Genomic DNA, 18,623 nt, shown 5'->3' with positions numbered 1-18,623 from the left:
AGGCATTGTCAATGGAGCGCGGTGACGTCGATGGCGTTGGACACGGGGCGTCGAGGGTCCACCGGGCACGCCTCCAGCGCGGGGCCCTTCGCGGTGGGCGTGGAGTAGCCCCTGCGCTCGGTGAGGGTGCCATCACCGACCTCCACGACGAAGACGCGGCCCGCGTTGGTGTCCGCCAGGTACACCGCGCCTCGGGACACGGCGAAGCGGCTGGCCACCGACAACAGGCAACCCGGTGCGCCGGGCTGACAGCCGGGATTCAGCGCGTAGGAGGCCACGGGGACATCGTTCTTCACCAGCACCAGCCCCGTGGAGCGAACCGACGTGGCGATGTAGCCGTTGGCCGTGTCGTAGATGGCCTCACCGATGCAGGCGACCACGAGCTGGTCACCGACGGCTTCCACGTAGCCCGCGTTGAGGCAGCGCTCCTGGCCCAGGTCGATGGCGCTGACGGCGCCGGTGGCGGGGTCGATGCGCGCGAGCATGCCCGGCCCGTTGGGGCGGTAGTCGTTGGCGGGGTTGAGGTTGGTGAGCGCCACGTACACGTGGGTGCGCGTCGCCGTCACCGAGAACGGCAGGGGCATGGAGCCCGTACCGTCGAAGGGCTTCAGGTCCAGGCCGGTGAGCGACAGCGTGTCCACCTTGCGCGGCTGCGTGGGGTCGGAGATGTCCACGCGCGCCACGGCGTTGCCGTGCTGGAAGTTGGAGCTGCCGGTGCCGAAGAGCGGGATGTAGAGCAGGTCGCCGAAGCGCGCGAGCGCCTGGGGGCTGGTGTTCGGGCCGAGGTTCAACTGCCCCACGGTGCGCAGGCCCAGGCCGTTGCCGTGGGACGGGCCGTCACGGCGGAGCACCTGGAGCGTGTTGTTCACCGAGTCGATGACGTACACGTGGGGCGGGTCCACGAGGATGTCATTGGGGGAGCCGGACACGACGCCCAGCGAGTCCTCCTCGACGAGCGCGCCCAGGTTGCCTCCAGGAGCCTGGAGCAGCTTGCCGTTGGTCATGTCCGCGCCGAGCACGAAGCCGTCCCAGGACGCGAGCGCCTGGATGCCAGCGCCGAACTCTCGGCGAGGTCCGAGCTGGTCCGTCCCCGCCTGGAGGCCCACGAGCTGCCCGTTGGTGAAGCACGCGGCCACGACGTCGTAGGTGCAACGCCCGGAGCGGCAGGACTGCGCGTCGGGGCACACGTTGCCGCAGGCGCCGCAGTGGAGCGCATCCGACTGGCCGTCCACACACGCGCCGGAGCAGCGCAGCAGCCCTTCGGAGCAGCCCTCGCGACAGGTGCCGGACTCGCAGACCTGTCCGGCGGCGCAGGCCGAGCCACACGCGCCGCAGTGGGCGACATCCGTCGCGGTGTCCACGCAGGCGCCGTTGCAGAACTCGGTGCCCGCGCGGCAACCACAGGCGCCGTCCTGACAGACCTCCCCCGAGGAGCACGTGGTGCCACAGGCGCCGCAGTGCGCGGTGTCGCTCCGCGTGTCCACGCAGGCGCCGTCACAGACGACGAGGCCGGAGGTGCAGACCACGCCCTCATCCGGACAGCCCGTGAGCACGAGCGCCGAGGCACAGAGCAGCGACAGGACGAGCAACCTGGGCGCTACGAAGGAAGGAACAGGAAGCATCGAGTCCTCAGGAAGGGGAAGGCAGGCGCGGCATCACCGCGAACGACCGGTGCCAGGGAGAGCGAACACATGCGACGCGCACCTCGCGAGCGGGCCCCACGGACGAACCGGACGCGAGGAGCGTGCGTGCGAGATGCCCCCTGCGAGAGGACGGCGCTGCAACGGGTGCCGTGAACGACCGGCATGGGCACGCGAGCGCGCAGGGCGCGCAGCTCATGAGCCGAGCGGCCCAGCGAGAGTTGCGCGGGCGGCTGAGAGGACCGCACACCGACTGGCGACGGCGCGGTGTCACCTCGCACGCCACGCGCTCCGGAACAACTCCGGCGTCCGGGCTCACGGAGCGCGCGGTGCATTCGAGCCCTCGGGAGCAGAAGGAGCCGGCTCGAGCGACACCGCGAGCGTCGCGTACGCCGCGCGCCCTGGCAGCGGGAAGCCGGTGAAGTCCTGTACCCGCGCGTCGAGCAGGTTCTTCACCTCGACCGACAGCGTCACCTCGGGCCGGTGCAGGAAGGTGCTGGAGGCCCCCACGCTCCACAGCGTGCGCGAGGGCAGAGAGCGCGTGCCCGTGCGGTTGACGAACTGCGACGCCTGATACAGCACCTCGGTGCGCGCGTTGAGCCACTCCGGCCCCGCGCGCAGGCGCCCCACCCACTTGTGTCGCGGGCGATTGGGCAGGTCCTGGTTGAAGTAGCGCGGGTCTCCAAACCGGTTCTGCGTGCGCAGCCACGTGTAGCCACCGCTCGCCGACAGCCACGAGAACAGCCGCGCCTCCGCCTCCAGCTCCGTGCCCCACACCCGCGCGGCGTCGAAGTTGTACGGCCGCGCCATCATCGGCGGATACAGCTCGTACGCGATGAGGTCCTCGTAAAGCGCCGCGAAGCCGCCCGCCGTCACACTCCACCGAGGAGCCCCCGCCACCGTCGCCTGGGAGTCCCAGACCACCGCCGCGTCCGCGTAGAGCGCCCGCTCGGGCCTCAGCCCCGGATTGGGCAACAACGTCCCCTGACGGATGTACAGCTCCAGGAACGACGGCGCGCGATGCGACTGTCCCGCGTTCGCCCGAAGCCCCACGCCTCCGCCCAACGACAGCCACGCGCCGACCTTCGGCGAGAACAACCAGTAGGGCCCCACCCGCTCGAACCGCAGCGACGGCACGACGCTCAACACGTCAGCCACCAGCGCCCACTCGTCCATCACCATGACACTGCCGCGCCACCAGCTCGCGGACTGCGCGCCCTTCGCCTGGGTGACCTGCTCCCCCGACGACGCCACCGTGGCCGTCAGCGCATGCCCGCCCCCGAGCAGCGTCCGCCCCTCCACCTCCACCCCACCCACGACATGCCGCTGCGGACCTCCCGCCCCCAGCAGCCCCCCCGTCACCTCCAGGCCATCGCGACGGAAGAAGCCCCTCGCACTCGCCTGCGTCCCCAACCACCGCACGCCCAATGACAGCCGGTCCAGGTCCTGTCGCCCCGCGGACTGGGGGTTCTGTACCGTGCCCGGAATCGCGCGGTCCTCCAGCGACAGCTCGGACAGCACATCCAGCCGCGAGCCCCCCGGGAGCCGCCGCCGATACCGCAGCAGCACGCCTCCCCCCTTCGCGTCGTTGCGCGCGCGCGCCTCCGCCGTGACGGGGTTGTCCGGCACCGCGGGCAGCTCATCCAGCTCGTACGCGAAGTCCCCATCCGAGCGCCCCGCGTGCAGCAGCACCAGCGCGTTCCCGTCCAACAAAGGCCCGGTGATGGCCACGTGCCCCAGCGCCGTGTTCCAGCTCCCGTAGACCACCTCTCCACTGGCCCGCACGTGCGACGACGGCGCGCGCGTGACGATGTTCACCGCGCCGCCGAGCCCTCCCGAGCCATAGCGAGCCCCCGCGCCCCCGCGCAGCACCTCCAGTCGCTCCACCAATGCGGCCGGCACCTGCGACAGGTCCGCCATGCCGCCCGCGCCGTTGAGCGGGATTCCATCCAGGAACACCAGCACCCCGTTCGACGCCGCGCCGCGCACCACCAGGCTCTTGCTCTGCCCGTAGCCACCCGAGTCCTGCACCGCGAGCCCCACCGAGCCCACGAGCAGCTCCGCCGTGTCCCGCGCCTCGCCCGCATGCTCGCTCGCGTCGATGACGGTGATGGCGCCCGTGGGGTCGCGGCGCTCGGGGGCGTCGGGAGGCGGCGGCGCCTTGCCTCGCACCACCGTCGCGGGCACGACGACGTCGTCCGTCGCCTGCGCGCGCGCTCCGGAAGGCAGGCTGAGCGCCAGGCACACCAGGTGCCCGGCGAGGAAGGTGCGCCGCATGCTCCGCCTTCCGCTCTCTCCATCGAAGAGAGAAGGCCATCCGCACGTGCCGCCACGCGACACGTCCGCACCCTCGGGCAGGTCTCCTGGCTGATGGACTCCAGCTCCAGGCGCACGACGCGTCTGGCTGGAAGGGGGCTTCCGCCTTCCCCCGGAGCGTCCGCCTGGACACCGCCGGAGTGGCGACAACCGAAGTCCCCGGCCCTGACCTCAGGGCGGCCCATTCACAGTGGCGGGACCGCGCCGGAATCGCACCGGCTTCCCTCTTGAAAGCCCGACATGGGCACCCAAGGGCGCACCCCTTCTAGGAGCTGACTACCAGCGCGTCAAGCGCACCCGGGACGACACCTCGCACGCGCGCGCGTAGGACTCGAAGGCGCTCGCCTGCAGGAACACCACCTGCGCGCCCCCCAGTCGCAGCGAGGCCTGGCTGAACAGCGGCGTCGAGCGCCCCGGTACAATCAGCACCCCCTCCACGAAGGTGCCGCCGTGGCTCTCCAGGTCCGTCACGCTCCACACCTCGGTGTGCGGTTCCGGACGGAAGCGCGCGTGCTGTCGCGACACGGTGGGCTCGGGCAGGACGATGTCGCACTCGGGGCTGCGGCCCACCATCACCTCCGGCCCTCGGCCAGGGAAGCGCGGACACAGCTCGAACACCACGGGCTCCACGACTCGCGATGGAATCGGCACCTTCAGCGTCGGCGGCTCCGCCTGCGCCACGGAGCGCGGACGGCTCGGCATGGAGTCCCACACCAGAACGGGCCACCCGACCTCCCGCAGCAGGGCTTCGCGGTCCTCCTGGAGCCGGGACATCAGCGCGGACAGACGGTGGAGCACGACGAGCCCTCCAGGCCGGGAAGGTGTGCACGCAAACCTGTGCACGCCCCCTCGCCCTGTCCACCCCCCTTGCGTCACTCCACGGTTCCGCAGGCGCTCGCCAGCGAGAGGATGTCGGCGTCGTAGTGCAACGCCAGCGTGCCGGACGACTCGATGTGGCGCACGAAGACGGAGCCGAACACCTCCGCGTTGCCGCTGAGCGTCAGCGTGGCGCCGGGCGCGTAGAGGTTTCCCGCGAGCACACTGCCCGCGGAGATGCCCAGCGTCCCCGTCCCCGCGGCGTACACGCGCACCTTCGCCGGCGCGTCCACGGACCCCAGCAGGAGCTGGCCGGCCACCGTCATGTCGCCGCCCACGAACAAGTCCAGCTCCCCCGGCGGCACCACCTCCACCGAGAGCCGCTCGCCGATGACGACGCTGTCCCGCACGAAGAGCGCGGTGCGCTCGCGCACCACGAGGTTCAGCCGGCCCTGGCCCTCGATGCCCGTCAGGAAGAAGCGCCCGCACGGCAGCTCCAGCGTGCGCTCGCCGGTGAAGCCCTGCAGCGCCGAGGGCTCCAGGTCGATGACGTCGTTGTGGTTCTCGCGAGCGTGGTTGGCGATGAGCCCCTGGATGTCCACCACCGACGCGGTGTCCCCGCACGCGCACGGCGACACCGAGGCCACCGGCTCGCGCAGCACCTCGGCGGCCGTCACCGTGCCGGACATGCTGCGCTCCGCGGGCACCGCCAGCTTGCCCGCCACGTTCAGCGACGCGAGCCCCACGTCGCCGCGCACCCACGCGTCCCCCGTCACCTGCGCGGACACGTTGCCGCTGAGCGGACCGCCGCTGTACAGCCCGCCGCCCACCGACAGGCCGCGCCCCAGCAGGATGCCGTCCGCGCCGCCCGCGCTCAGCCCGCCGCCAATCGTCAGCGTGTCGTTGGCCGCGACGCCGCCATTGGTCGCCACCGCGCCGCCCTTGCCGCCCGGCACGTACTTGCCCAGCGAGCTCTTGAACGCATCCGTGGTGAGCGACGCGCTGAAGGCCAGCCGCTCGCACGAGCACAGCGCGTAGCGGAAGGCCCGCTCGGCCAGGTGCCCGCTGCACACCTTCGCGCCCGTGAGGCTGTCGCCCACCAGGAGCAGCGGCCCCGTGGACGCGCAGAAGGCGGTGTGGTCATCGGCGGGCTGCTCGCCCTCGCCCGTCGTCGGCCCGGCGTCCGACGAGGCCACCGGCCCCGCGTCGTTGCGAGGCGTCTCGATGAAGGCCACCGGGTCCTTCACCTCGCACGCGCTCCAGGCGCCCACCAACCCCAGCACGCAGAGGACCTTCGTCCCGGACTTCCACGGCGACACGTTGGCGCGACTCATCGACCTGAGACCTCCTTCAGCCGCTTCCGGGCCGCCACGGCATGGGGCGAATCGGGGTGACGCGCGAGGAAGTCCTCCAACGCGCGCACCTCGCCGTCCCGGTCCCCCAGCGCGCGCAGCGCCTCGGTGACACCGTGGCTCGCCTCTTCTTCCAACAAGCCCCCGGGCCAGCCCTTCAGGGCCTCCTGGTACTGGCGCAGCGCCCCGCGCGCATCGCCCAGGTGCTCCAGCCTCAGCGCGCCCGAGGCCACGCGCGCGACGTACGCGGACATGCCCTGGGGCTCGGCCCGGATGACGCGCAGGTAGAGCGCCTCGGCCGCCTTCCACTGTCCGGTGGCCCGATGCGCGTTGGCCCGGCGCAGCAGGTCCTCCGGCGCGGGCGCGGCGGACGGCGCGCTCATCCGGGGCTTCACCGGAGTGATGGACTCCAGAGCGACCGCATCGGGCACCTGCGGAGCGACCCCCTCCGGCCCTGGAGGCACGGACTGCGCTCGCGCGGCCGCACCGGGCATCGACGGCACGGGCGGCTCCGGCGCGAGCGCCTCGGGCACGGGCACGACGGGCTCGGCGCGGGGCATCAGCGGCGCGGAGGGAGCGATGACCGCCGTGTCCTCCGGAGCAGGAGGCTCCTGGCGACGCCAGAGCTGCCAGGTCGCGACCGCCGCGGCGCCGACCACGAGCAGGGCCCCGCCCATCCACCAATGCGGCCGGTGTCGCCGACGCGGCGGCGGCGACGGCGCGTCCATCGCGGCCAGGAGCGCGGCCTGCACCAGCGCTGCGGACTTCTGCCGCGACAGCCGGCGCGCGGGTCCGGAGCCGTCATCCAACGGCGTGAGCAGCTCGTTCGGCCCGTCCTCATCCACGAGCCGACTCATGCCGCACCTCCCTCCGGAGCGCCACCCGCATCCGTGGCCAGCGCGCGCAGCGCCGTGCGCCCCAGCCGCAGGCGGCTGCGAATCGTCTCGAAGGGAATCCCCAGCTCGTCCGACACCTCCGGCACGCTCATGCCGAGCACATGGTGCAGCACCATCGCATGCCGCTGCTCGTCGGGGATACGGTCCAGCAGCATCACCATGCGACGGCGGTGGACGTACTCGTCCGGCGGCGCGTCCTCGGACGGCACCGCCATCAACTCGGCCGGCTCCTCGCCCCTGCGCGCCTCGGTGCCCCGGGCGCGCCGCAGCCACGCGAAGGTGGTCCTCGCGACCACCCGGTCCGCCCACGAGTGGAACTGCCCCTCTCCCCGGTACGAGGGCAGCCCCCGGAGCAGCGCGATGAGCGCCTCCTGGGCGATGTCCTCCACGTCCCCGTCGCCGTGCACCAGGTAGCGCACCAGGTTGCGCACCCGGGGCAGGAGCTCCAGCAGCAGGGACTCGGCGGCCTCCTTGCGCCCCTGGATGGCCGCCTGGATGCGCGGGTCCACTCCAGGTCTTGCCCTGCCGATGGCCTCCGGACCCGTGCTCGTCATCGACCCCATGGAGGGAGGCCGAGGCGAAAACGGGTCATCACCGCTCATGGCAGCAGCACCAGCGCCAGGGACGCCCTGGGCCGGATGGCCCAGCCCTGATTGCGCGGCACGAAGTTTCCGTTCTCGGAGTAACCCAGCTCCGGCCGCCCCACCGCCGCGTCGGCGGCCACGGACAGCTCCACGGCGAGCAGCCGCGAGAAGCTCCACCGCAGGGACGTGTCGGGCCCCACCAGCAGCGCGGGGATGAAGCGCGGCTTGGCGGCCTGGATGCCCGGGAAGTACGACTCCGTGCTGCGGCCGAAGAGCAGCAGGCCCGCCCCTGCGCCCAGGCCCCAGCGCAGGGCGCCCGTCTCCAGCAGCGGGAAGTCCAGCCACAGCCCGCCCGAGTACTGCTCCAGCTTCACGTCGGTGCGCCCATCCGGGAGCATGCGCGCCAGGCTCAGCGAGAGCAGCAGCCGCAGCCGCGCCGAGGGGAACTCCCACCCGGAGCCAATCAGGAACCCCTGCTGGCCGGAGTCCGTGTACCCATCCAGCGCGGCGAGCCCGCCCACCATCACCTGCCACCGCAGGGAGCGCGCGTCCTTCGAGGCCGGCGGATAGGTCCACAGCTCCGGGGGCACGACGACGGGGCCGGCCTCGGGTTCGAGCACGGGCACGGGGGGCGCGGCGGCCTCCACCACCTCGCCCAGGGGCGTGCCCGCCTCCACCGCGCGCAGGGCGGAGCGCACCACGAGCGCCACGGCCTCGGCGCCCGCGGACCACTCGAGCGCGCCGGGTTGTCCCTCCAGCTTCGCGGTGCGGATGAAGAGGTGCCGGCTGCCGGGCTCGGCGAAGTGGACGCGCAGCTCGGAGCCGGAGCGCTGGAACCAGAGCACCGCGCGGGCCTGGTGCGCGTCCGCGAGCTCGACGGCGGAGCGCCACTGGGCCTGGGGCGGGCCCTCCAGGGAGGGGCCCGGCATGGCGCGCAGCTCCACGGGCAGGTCGCTGCTCTGTCCGCGCACGCGCTCGAGCAGGGCGCCGTCCTCCGCGGAGGCGATGCGCGCCACGGCCAGCCATGCGCCGCCGCCGTCCTCCGCGCGAGCCTCCACGCCCAGGCACAGGGCGGCGACGAGCCCCAGCCGAATCAACACGACGCCCGATGCCATGAACGCGAGGCTAGCTTTCGCGTGTGGCCGAAGGAAGCCCCCGGGTTCCCCGGACCCGCTGTACAGCAGGTGCATCGGAAAAGACGCGCCGCGCCTGCAATCCCGGGCGGACAGGCGTCACGTTCCCTCGTGCCGCCGCCTGCCCTCGCGGGGCCTGGAATCAGCGCCGGACGCTGGGGGGTGAGCGCAGCTCGCGGCTGACGGCCTCCGCATCGCGGAAGACCCGTAGGAGATTGCCGCCCAGGATCTTGTGCAGCTGCTCCCGCGTGTAGCCCCGGGCGAGCAGCGCCTCGGTGATTCGCGGCAGGTCCGCAACCGAGTCGAGTCCCTGTGGCGCGGAGTTGATGCCGTCGAAGTCCGAGCCCAGGCCCACGTGGTCCACGCCGGCCACCTTCGCGATGTGGTCGATGTGGTCGATGACGGCCTTGAGCGGAGGACGCGGCACCTTGGCGGCCCACTCCCAGCCGGCCTGGGACTGGGCTCGGAAGCGCGTGACGGGGTCGGAGTCCTTGTGCTTCGCCTCCACCGCGGCCAGGGCGGCGGCGCGCTCCTGGGACATGGCGGCGTAGGCCTTGCGGTAGTCGTCGTCGACGAAGGCGGAGAAGAAGTTCACCATGACGACGCCGCGGTTGGCGGCCACGGCCTTGAGCATCTCGTCCGTCATGTTGCGCGGGTGGTCCGTGAGCGCGCGAGCGGACGAGTGCGAGGCAATCACCGGGGCGCGCGTCACCTTCAGCGTGTCGAAGAAGGTCTTGTCGGACACGTGCGAGACGTCCACGAGCATGCCCAGCCGGTTCATCTCCCGCACCACGTCGCGGCCGAAGTCGGTGAGGCCGTCGTGGTGCTTCACGGTGGTGTCGGTGAGGTCGCCCGACGAGTCGGCCCACTCGTTCGTGTTGGACCAGGTGAGCGTCATGTAGCGCACGCCCAGGCGGTAGAAGTCGCGCAGCACGCCCAAATCGTTCTGGATGGCGTGGCCGCCCTCGACGCCCAGCAGCGTGGCCAGCCTCTTCTGCTTGCCGGAGCGCGCGGCGACGATGTCCTTCGAGGACAGCGCGAGCACCATCTGGTCGGGGTGCCGCTCCACCGCGGTGTGCACCGAGTCGATGATGCGCAGCGCCTGGTGCGTGTAGCGGCCGGCGTACTCCTTGGGCTCCACCCAGATGGAGAAGAAGGCCGCGCCCAGGTTGCCCTCCCGCGCGCGCGTCAGGTCCAGGTGCCCCTGGCCATTGGGCGGCTTGGAGCCCACGTCGAAGCCCTCGTTGAGCATGCGCAGGGGCGTGTCCACGTGGGTGTCGATGATGAGCGCCGAGTCATGGATGGCGCGGGCCTTGGCGGAGACGGGCGCGGGCTCCGCGGCGAGCGACGGGGCGGTTCCCAGGACGACCAGGGCGGCGAGGACGGAGCGGTTCACGCAAGGCACCTCGGGACGGCGGGACGGGTGGGCGCACTCTTTCACGGAGAGGGGATGGGTTGAAGCCGCGTCCCCTCGGGACGAACGTGCGTCCAGGCACGACGCAAGCGCCCCGGGAACGGTGCGCCAGGGGCCCCATCCCGCGCGCTCCCGGGTGAAGTCCACCCTGGCGCGACGCATGCAAAACCTCCGGCCAGGTCCCTCCCGACGCCGCGCGTCCCCCGATGCGCACCCGGGCTCGTCCGATGGGGAACCAAGGAGCCGGTCGATGGTGTGGCAAGTCGAGGCAGCTCAAGAAGCGGGCAGCATCCGCATCACCTACGACCTCGAGTGGCTGCACCAGGTCATGCTCGCGTCCGCGAACTCGATGGTGCCCTTCACGAGGTTCTCGACGGGCGCGAACCTGGGGACGCGGTCCTATCCCCGCTCGTACAGCCCGGGCTTCGTGCTGGGCCGGGGCAAGCCGCTCGACACCTCGTCGAAGGGAGGCGGACGTCAGCCGCTCAGCAACGGGGGCGGCATGTACTCGCTGCTCTCCCTGTTCGAGGAGGGTTGCGCTGGGCTGGCCGTGCCGCTCAGCGACATCGCCATCCTGTCCAAGCGGGCGGTGTGCCAGGCGGTGCTCGCCGGCTTCGTGCAGAAGGGCAAGAGCTTCCACGTCGAGGGGGGCACGCGGCTCGCGATGGAGCGAGGCCCGGGCTGGCAGATTCACGGCTATCCGATGCTGTGCATCCTCGGAAACGAGGCGCAGGCCTTCCCCTCGAAGCTGAACAACCAGGGCCAGTGGCGAATCATCCAGTGCGTCTTCGGGGCCAGGCTCACGCGCGCGCTGCGCGCCCGCGGCATTGGCATCGAGGTCGTCTCACGCGAGGGCTTCGGCTCGGTCTTCCCCACGCTCGCGGACATCCCCAACGGCATCCGGCTGGACCCGGGGCTCTTGCCTCCTGCCGCCGGGGCCGAGGCCATCATCGAGGCGCTCGACTTCACCGGCGAGTTCATCACCGCGATGCTCAAGGTGATGCCCAAGGTGGTGCCCTCGAAGGTGCCGCCGGTCATCAAGCTCATCACGTCCCTGGAGGGCTATGGGGATGACCAGCTCGCCGCGCTCGACCGCCTGATGTCGGCCTTGCACGCCCTGACGAACAACTCCCCCAAGGCCACGGCGGCGAACTACGCGGAGCTCATCGGCAACTTCAACGGCAGCGAGGTGGCGTGCTCCTGGGCCTTCGAGAACAACCAGGTCTCCTACACCCTCGCGGGCGTCCTCCCACGCGTCCAGGGTCCCAAGAAGAAGCGCAAGCCCGAGCCCGATGACTCAGGCTACGGGTCGGAGTCCGAGTACGAGGATGACGACTCGGACCTGCTGCCGTCGAGGAAGCCCACCAAGGGAGACGGAGACGCGCCGGTCGAGGTGAACGACAGGCTCGTCCTCAAGAAGGCCTCGCTGGTGTCGGGCATGGCCGCGCTCCGGTCGGCGACGATGTTCGGGATGCTGTATTCGAACTGGCTGTTCTCCTCGAAGGGCGGCGCCAAGCTGGACTCCCAGGGCGAGCCCCTGCCCATCCAGTCCTGGGCGCCCTACTTCGAGCTCGACCATGACGAGCTCTACGCGTCACTGGACAGCAAGGTCGGCACCCGCGTCCTGGTCTTCGACGGCGCGCCCAATCCCATCAACATCGACAACAAGCCCTTCGTGTCCGCGCGAGAGCTCGGGGCCATCATCATCGACACGACCAACAACACCACCCTGGAGCGGGCCGAGTACCTGGCCTTCTTCCAGGGCTTCCTGGCCACGTCGAAGACGTCGCGAGCAGGCGGGTTGCTGATCCTGGTCGAGAGCGCGAGCAAGCACCCGACGGGAGGAGACCTCGTCCACGGCATCATGCGTGTCTGTGGCACCCCCCTGTCGGTCCAGACCTTCTTCGATGGGCTGCTCAAGCACCAGCTCAAGCTCAAGTCCAAGGAGGGGAAGACGGCCCGGGAGCTGAACGTCCTCTCCTCCGTGGAGACGAACTTCCGCAGGATGATGCTCGAGCAGCGCCTGCTGATGCGCAACCTGGACCTCTTCAACACGGGCATCGACTTCGACCGCCCGAACCTCAAGCTCCCCGGGAGCCTGTCGCTGGGGAGCCCCCTCGTGGTCATCCAACCCCCGAGCCAGGACGTCGTCGTGCCCGTCCGGCCCCGCGTCCATGACTTCCCCCTGCTGAGCCCTCACAACCTGGGCAAGGTGAAGCGGCGGGTGCTGGCGGAGCCCTCCCCTCGGGTCATCGACTTGCCTCGCAAGAAGAAGTCCCAGGTCTCCGGGAGCCAGGAGTCGGGCTCGCCGCGGGACGGGGAGAAGGAGGCCGAGGACCTGGAGTCGAAGCGCAAGGAGTACGAGGCCCTGGGACACTTCAGCGACCCCAGCGCCCTCCCGAAGCTCGACGACGAGGGGACCTACTACGAGGAGGACGACATCTACTGCCTCCAGCGCTACTACCTCCAGGGCCACCCGCACGTCGCGGTCCTCCCCGGCATCAGCCGCGTCCAGTGGCGGGAGATGAACCGCTCCGCGTACAGCACCGCCGTCCATGGGGCCATCACCACGGCGACGACCGTCATCATCCAGCCGCTCCACCGCCACCGAAACCACTGGGCGCTGCTCTACATCACGCTCGGGGCGCCGAACCTCCTGGGACGTCGCAAGGCGAAGCTGCTCTACATCGACCCGCTCAGCCCCGACGACGTGCCGGTGGAGGACCTCCAGCTGCTCAACCTGCCATTCCCTGGCATCGAGGCGGAGAGCTGCACCGTCCGCTACCAGGACGACCGCGACGGGAACGAAGCGCTCGCCCAGGACAGCTGTGGCGCGTGGGCCGTCCAGTTGGCGGTGTACCTGGTCGAGCATGACGGCGCGCTGCCCGCGCCCCCCGACAACCCGCGGATCGCGGCGATGGACCTGCGGGTGGCCCACATGACCGTGATTGCGGAGGCCAAGGCGATGGACCTGCCCCAGGCGCCCGATGACCTCTCGCAGCACGTGGGCGCGCCCAGCCCCATGCTGCGACGGAGCAACAGCGTGGGGAACCTGTCGGGCGTGAGCCGGTCCAACCGCCTGTCCACGAAGAAGCCCTACCACGAGCTGTGATGGAGCCGGGGGCGCCTGCGTGCGCCCCCACGGGCGAAAGGCCCCGAGCGCGCGGGCTCGGCGGCGAGCGATGGGGTGGTTCCCCAGGACGACGAGGACGGAGCGGTGGAGCGTCCTTCGTCGCGTCAGAGCCCCACTACGGCGACTCGCCCACCACCCTGTGCCGGATGCCCTTCAGCTTGTCGGGATTGCGCATGACATAGATGGCGACGATGCGGCCGTCCTCGATGCCGAACGCCGTGGTCTGCAACACCCCCTCCGCATCCACCGTGACGTACGCGGGCAGGCCGTCGATGGTGCCCTCGTGAACCAGCTGCGCCGAGCTCACGGCGGGAGCGCGCCACACCCCCTGGAAGAAGCGCAGCAGCTTCTCCTGACCGTAGACGGGATTGGGAATCGCCCTCGCCTTGCCACCGCCGTCGGCATACAGGACGGCGTCCTGGGCCAGCAGGGTCTGGAGCGCCTGCATGTCACCGCTCTGGGACGCGGCATGGAACGCCCGTGCCAGCTCATGGCCCTTCGCCTCCGTCACGGGGAAGCGGGGCCGGGCCTCCCGCACATGCGCTCGCGCCCGGCTGGCGAGCTGGCGGCACGCCGCGGGAGCGCGGTCGAGGGCCTTCGCCACCTGCTCGAAGTCCATGCCGAACACGTCGTGCAACAGGAACGCGGCGCGCTCCAGGGGTGACAGGCGCTCCAGGGCCATCATCAAGGTCAGCGTCAAATCGTCGCCCTCCACTGTTTCGATGATGGGCTCCGGCAGCCAGGTCCCCACGTACTCCTCGCGCCGGACGCGCGCGGACTTCAGGACATCCAGGCACAGGCGCGTCACCGTGCGGACGAGCACGGCCTCGGCGTCCCGCACGGCCTCGCGGTCCGTCTGATGCCAGCGCAGATACGCCTCCTGCACCACGTCCTCCGCCTCCGCGACGATGCCCAGCATCCGGTAGGCGATGCGGAGCAGCCGGGGGCGGAGCGGGTCGAAGACGTCCGCGGGCGTCACGTCAGGCGGCTTCACTGCGCGGACTCACCGGGTGGACCATGCGGAAGCCGAGGACGAGCCGGTTCGCGGTGTTGATGAGGCCAATCAGGAGGGTCAGCTTCACGATTTCTTCCGGGGTGAAGTGGGGTTCGAGCGCGGCGTAGTCCTCATCCGGAGCGTGGGTCGTGGACAGGAGCGTCAGGGCCTCGGTCCAGCCCAGGGCCGCGCGCTCACGCTCGGTGTACAGCGGCGACTCGCGCCAGCCGTTCAGCAGGAAGATGCGCTCCTCGGTCTCCCCCTGGGCGCGGGCGGCGCGGGTGTGCAGGTGGATGCAGAAGGCGCAGCCATTGATCTGGGACGAGCGGATCTTCACGAGCTCGCGGAGGCTCGGCTCCAGGCCCAGGGCCTCCACCTTCTTGCTGAAATCCACCATGAGGTTGAGGGCGTCGGGCGCGACCGCGAAGGCATTCATCCTGGGCTTCATGTGCGGCTCCTCGTTCTGGGGGCGAAGTGCCCTTCCAGCCCCAGGACGACGCAGCCGGTGCCCCGTGTGACATGGCCCTCTCGAATGTCCAAGCAGTCCTGGCGCGGGCCTGGCTCCCCCAGCCGGCGCCACGTGGGCCTGCCTGACGGGCCGGGCTGCTCGCGAGGCAGCGGCGAGGGGGATGAAGGGCCCCTCAGGGACGCGCGCCCGGCGCCGCCACGCCCAGGCCCGTGTAGACGGTCTCCAGCCAGCGGTCCGTCTTGACGTGCCCCTCGCCGAAGCCCTTGAACTTCTCCGGCAGGCCCTCGGCCTTCACCTGCTCCAGCGTCTTGCCCGCGACCTTCTTGCGCCGCACGAGCGTCGTCGTCTCGCGCAACATGGCGACGAAGCGCTCCAGCGCCTCGCGGCCGCTGAGCGGTCCGTGGCCCGGGATGATGCGCACGCCGGGAGGCAGGCCCGCGAGCAGCGCCTCCGCGTTGCGCACGTAGCCCTCCACGTTGCCGCCCGCCTCCAGGTCGATGACGGGGAAGCGGTCCGCGAAGAAGAGGTCGCCGGTGTGCAGGACGTTGCTGCCGACGAAGAGCACCACGCTGTCGCCGTCCGTGTGGCCCGCGGGCAGGTGCGTCAGGCGCACCTCCTCGCCGTTGAACCAGAGGCTCAGGCCTTGTTGAAAGGTGACGACGGGGCGCGCGTGCTCCGGCGCGGGAGGAAGTGTCTCCCCGCGGCGCGTCCTCGGTTTGGACATGCGCTCGCGAACGGCGGCGTGGGCGATGAGCGTCACCTCGCGTCCGAAGGCGGCGTTGCCTCCGGTGTGGTCGCTGTGCACGTGCGTGTTGACCACATAGGCCAGCCGCTGCTTGCCGAGCTTCTTGAGGGCCGCGCGCAGCTTGTCGGCGAGGGGCGCGAACTCGGTGTCCACCATGAGCTGGCCGTCCGGCCCCACGGAGACGGCGATGTTGCCACCCGCGCCCTGGAGCAGGTGGATGTTGCCCGCCACCGGCGTCGCGCGCACCTCCACCTGGGAAAAGTCGCGCTCCTGCGAGAGCGCGAGACACGGCAACAGGACGAGCACGGCGGCGACGGCCTTCATGGAACCTCCAGACGGCGGGTGACGCGGCACGGCGCGTCTTAGCAAACGCCCCGCGATTTCATTCCCGAGCCCCGACACGGTTCGTCCCCACGTCCACCGTGGCGCTCTCGCCTCGCGAGAAGCCGCTGGAGTCCCGTCGCCCGTCCTCGCGGTGGGACGGCTCGCGCGCACACGCACGGTGGCGCGACCACCTCTCCAGAGGGAGCACGCGCTGGCACGACGGCTGCTCATGCCGGAGTCGACCTCAGGCGGTCGAACGAATGAGGCGGTCCGCGCCGTGGTGGCGCGGTGTCGAGTGTGGAGGTGGATGATGCTGATGGCGGGGAAGCGACTGGCGGTGTTCTCCATTCGTGAGGGCAAGGGCGGGAGCATCTGGGTGAGGGCGGGCAGCGCGTTCGTGAACAAGGACGGCTCGCTCAACGTGCTGCTGGATGTGCTGCCGCTGGACGGCAAGCTGCACGTGCGGGAGGCGGCGGAGAAGCGCGAGACCCCGGGCATGGGCGGGCGCTACGCGGGCGAGGTGGGCCTGGACGCCGCGCCCGTGGGTGGCCACTCGTGAGGGCCGTGTGGGCGGCGCTGCTCGTGGGCCTCTGGGTGGGGTGGCCCAACGCAGCGGAGGCGGCCAGGCCACGCCACCAGTTCACGGGCGTGGTGAACCTCAACGAGGCCTCGGCCTCACAGCTCGACCTGCTCCCGGGCATCGGTGAGAAGGCGGCGCAGCGCATCATCCAGCATCGGGAGAAGCGCCGCTTCCAGCGCGTGGAGGAGCTCGTGCGGGTGAAGGGCTTCGGCAAGAAGAAGTTCCTCAAGCTCAAGCCCCACCTCGCGCTCGACGGCCCCACCACCCTGCGGGTGGAGCAGGTCCTCATGCCGGCGGACGGAAAGGAGGTGGTCGCCACGAACAACTGACGCAACGAGTCCATTCTTTCGGGAAAGGTCGCCGCCCGGGTTTTCTCCCTTCGTGGCCCGGGCGGCGACTGCTGGGTGAGGGGGCAAGCCCGGGGACACCCCGGCGCATCGCAACGGACGTTTGTATCCGGGCCCTGGCTGGTAGAGCATCCGCCGCCATGAACCGACGACTGCCCCGACTGCTCACCGCGCTGCCCGTGTCGGCCGCGCTGGTCGCTCCGCCCGTGCTCGCGTGTACCAGCATGCTGGTCAACAAGGGGGCCACGGCGGACGGCGCCACCCTGATGACGTACGCCGCGGACGCCCACGAGCTCTACGGCGAGCTGTACTACACGCCCGCCCGCCGCCACGCCGCGGGCGCCCAGCGCGACATCATCGAGTGGGACACCGGCAAGCACCTGGGGCGCATCCCCGAGGCCCCGGTGACGTACTCCGTCGTGGGCAACATGAACGAGCACCAGCTGTCCATCGGCGAGTCCACCTTCGGTGGCCGCAAGGAGCTGGAGGGCCCCGCCGGCATCGTCGACTACGGCTCGCTCATCTACATCGCGCTGGAGCGCGCGAAGACGGCGCGCGAGGCCATCCAGGTCATGACCACGCTGGTGGCCGAGCACGGCTACGCGTCCGGCGGCGAGTCCTTCTCCATCGCCGACCCCAAGGAGGCGTGGCTGCTGGAGATGATTGGCAAGGGCGCGGGCCAGAAGGGCGCCGTGTGGGTGGCGCGCAAGCTGCCCGAGGGCCACATCACCGCGCACGCCAACCAGGCGCGCATCGAGCAGTTCCCGATGAACGACCCGGAGAACGTGCTCTTCTCCAAGGACGTCATCTCCTTCGCGCGCGAGAAGGGCTGGTTCAAGGGCGCGGACAAGGACTTCAGCTTCGCCCAGACGTACAACCCGCTCGACTTCGGCGGGCAGCGCTTCTCCGAGGCGCGCGTGTGGAGCATCTTCCGGCGCGCGGCCCCGTCGAAGAACTTCGGGCCGGAGTACGCGGACGGCTCGGCCCCCAACAAGCGGCTGCCCCTGTGGGTGAAGCCCGACAAGAAGTTGTCCGTGCAGGACGTGATGTCGCTGATGCGCGACCACTTCGACGGCACGCCGCTCGACATGACGAAGGACGTGGGCGCGGGCCCCTACGCCCTGCCGTACCGGTGGCGGCCGATGACGTGGGAGGTGGATGGCAAGAAGTACGTGCACGAGCGCGCCATCTCCACGCAGCAGACGGGCTTCTCCTTCGTCGCCCAGATGCGCGCCTCCATGCCCGCCCCCATCGGCGGCGTGCTGTGGTTCGGCGTGGATGACACGTCCATGACGGTCTACACGCCCATGTACGCGGGCATCCGCGAGGTGCCGCGCAACTTCGCCCAGGGCGTGGCCAGCCGGGGCAGCTTCTCCTGGGACTCGTCCTTCTGGGTGTTCAACTGGGTGTCCAACCAGGCCTACGCGCGCTGGAGCGACATGTCCGTGGACGTGCACAAGGAGCAGGGCGCGCTGGAGGGCCAGTTCCTCGCGGACCAGGCCGACATCGAGCGCACCGCGCTGGAGCACTACAAGCGCAGCCCCGAGGAGGCCCGGCGCTACCTCACCGAGTACTCGCTCAGCCAGGGCGAGAAGGTCCACACGCGCTGGAGGAAGCTCGGCGAGACGCTGCTCGTGAAGTACATCGACGGCAACGTCCGCGACGAGCAGGGCAAGGTGAACCACCCCAAGTACCCGGACAGCTGGTACCGGCGCATCGCGCAGGAGCGCGGCAAGAGCATCCAGATGCCGCCCGAGCCCGAGGAGCCCAAGCCCGCCGCCCCCCCCGCGCCCGCCAACAAGGCGCCCCCCGCCCCGGCCGCCCCCAAGCCCACCGTGGCGCCCGCGCCCTGAGCGTCCCGCCCTCCCCTCCCGGGGAGG

At 71.0% G+C, this 18,623-nt stretch carries 15 protein-coding genes and 1 riboswitch; of the genes, 4 read left to right on the top strand and 11 right to left on the bottom strand.

All coding sequences use genetic code 11. The features are described from left to right. Positions 1-8: 8 nt before the first annotated feature. The 8 genes from K8640_RS10630 to K8640_RS10595 form a co-directional block, all read right to left on the bottom strand. Positions 9-1,622 (bottom strand): MXAN_6577-like cysteine-rich protein, encoded by a 1,614-nt coding sequence (locus K8640_RS10630; RefSeq protein ID WP_223746945.1) that lies wholly within the window; start codon positions 1,620-1,622, stop codon positions 9-11. 333 nt (positions 1,623-1,955) lie between these two features. Further along, the gene (locus K8640_RS10625) at positions 1,956-3,917 is read right to left on the bottom strand and encodes a TonB-dependent siderophore receptor (RefSeq protein WP_223746944.1); all 1,962 of its coding nucleotides are present in this window, start codon (positions 3,915-3,917) and stop codon (positions 1,956-1,958) included. A gap of 58 nt (positions 3,918-3,975) precedes the next feature. Beyond that, positions 3,976-4,223: riboswitch (cobalamin riboswitch) on the bottom strand. A 9-nt stretch (positions 4,224-4,232) separates the two neighbouring features. Then, a complete protein-coding gene (locus K8640_RS10620; protein WP_223746943.1) occupies positions 4,233-4,754 on the bottom strand; it encodes an FHA domain-containing protein in 522 nt (173 codons plus the stop codon). A 74-nt stretch (positions 4,755-4,828) separates the two neighbouring features. Beyond that, positions 4,829-6,106 carry a hypothetical protein gene (locus K8640_RS10615; protein WP_223746942.1) on the bottom strand — a complete coding sequence of 426 codons (1,278 nt, stop codon included), beginning with the start codon at positions 6,104-6,106 and terminating at the stop codon, positions 4,829-4,831. Beyond that, a complete protein-coding gene (locus K8640_RS10610) occupies positions 6,103-6,981 on the bottom strand; it encodes a tol-pal system YbgF family protein (RefSeq protein ID WP_223746941.1) in 879 nt (292 codons plus the stop codon). The genes K8640_RS10615 and K8640_RS10610 overlap by 4 nt, the downstream gene beginning before the upstream one ends. After that, a complete protein-coding gene (locus tag K8640_RS10605) occupies positions 6,978-7,574 on the bottom strand; it encodes an RNA polymerase sigma factor (protein WP_223746940.1) in 597 nt (198 codons plus the stop codon). The genes K8640_RS10610 and K8640_RS10605 overlap by 4 nt, the downstream gene beginning before the upstream one ends. Before the next feature lie 44 nt (positions 7,575-7,618). Continuing rightward, complete coding sequence (locus K8640_RS10600; RefSeq protein WP_223746939.1) at positions 7,619-8,719, bottom strand: hypothetical protein; 1,101 nt, start codon at positions 8,717-8,719, stop codon at positions 7,619-7,621. A 160-nt stretch (positions 8,720-8,879) separates the two neighbouring features. Beyond that, on the bottom strand, positions 8,880-10,133 hold the full coding sequence (locus K8640_RS10595; RefSeq protein ID WP_223746938.1) for a dipeptidase: 1,254 nt from the start codon (positions 10,131-10,133) through the stop codon (positions 8,880-8,882). 268 nt (positions 10,134-10,401) lie between these two features. On the opposite strand from K8640_RS10595, the gene K8640_RS10590 reads away from it, so the two are divergent. Beyond that, the gene (locus K8640_RS10590; RefSeq protein ID WP_223746937.1) at positions 10,402-13,263 is read left to right on the top strand and encodes a hypothetical protein; all 2,862 of its coding nucleotides are present in this window, start codon (positions 10,402-10,404) and stop codon (positions 13,261-13,263) included. A gap of 136 nt (positions 13,264-13,399) precedes the next feature. Here K8640_RS10590 and K8640_RS10585 read toward each other — a convergent pair whose 3' ends face one another. The 3 genes from K8640_RS10585 to K8640_RS10575 form a co-directional block, all read right to left on the bottom strand. After that, complete coding sequence (locus K8640_RS10585) at positions 13,400-14,263, bottom strand: sigma-70 family RNA polymerase sigma factor (RefSeq protein ID WP_223747244.1); 864 nt, start codon at positions 14,261-14,263, stop codon at positions 13,400-13,402. A 1-nt stretch (position 14,264) separates the two neighbouring features. Continuing rightward, positions 14,265-14,726, bottom strand: coding sequence for a carboxymuconolactone decarboxylase family protein (locus tag K8640_RS10580; RefSeq protein WP_223746936.1), 462 nt, complete (start codon positions 14,724-14,726; stop codon positions 14,265-14,267). Positions 14,727-14,919: 193 nt separating this feature from the next. Beyond that, positions 14,920-15,816, bottom strand: coding sequence for an MBL fold metallo-hydrolase (locus K8640_RS10575; RefSeq protein WP_223746935.1), 897 nt, complete (start codon positions 15,814-15,816; stop codon positions 14,920-14,922). A 310-nt stretch (positions 15,817-16,126) separates the two neighbouring features. Here K8640_RS10575 and K8640_RS10570 point away from each other — a divergent pair, with 310 nt between their 5' ends. From K8640_RS10570 to K8640_RS10560, 3 genes are all read left to right on the top strand, one after another. After that, on the top strand, positions 16,127-16,375 hold the full coding sequence (locus tag K8640_RS10570) for a hypothetical protein (RefSeq protein WP_194869429.1): 249 nt from the start codon (positions 16,127-16,129) through the stop codon (positions 16,373-16,375). Then, a complete protein-coding gene (locus K8640_RS10565) occupies positions 16,372-16,725 on the top strand; it encodes a helix-hairpin-helix domain-containing protein (RefSeq protein ID WP_141330867.1) in 354 nt (117 codons plus the stop codon). The genes K8640_RS10570 and K8640_RS10565 overlap by 4 nt, the downstream gene beginning before the upstream one ends. A gap of 158 nt (positions 16,726-16,883) precedes the next feature. Further along, on the top strand, positions 16,884-18,596 hold the full coding sequence (locus K8640_RS10560; protein ID WP_223746933.1) for a dipeptidase: 1,713 nt from the start codon (positions 16,884-16,886) through the stop codon (positions 18,594-18,596). Positions 18,597-18,623: the final 27 nt, after the last annotated feature.

Source organism: Myxococcus sp. XM-1-1-1, from assembly GCF_020037095.1.
Taxonomy (GTDB): Bacteria; Myxococcota; Myxococcia; order Myxococcales; family Myxococcaceae; genus Myxococcus; species Myxococcus fulvus.
This window is presented reverse-complemented; position numbering and strand designations above follow the sequence as displayed.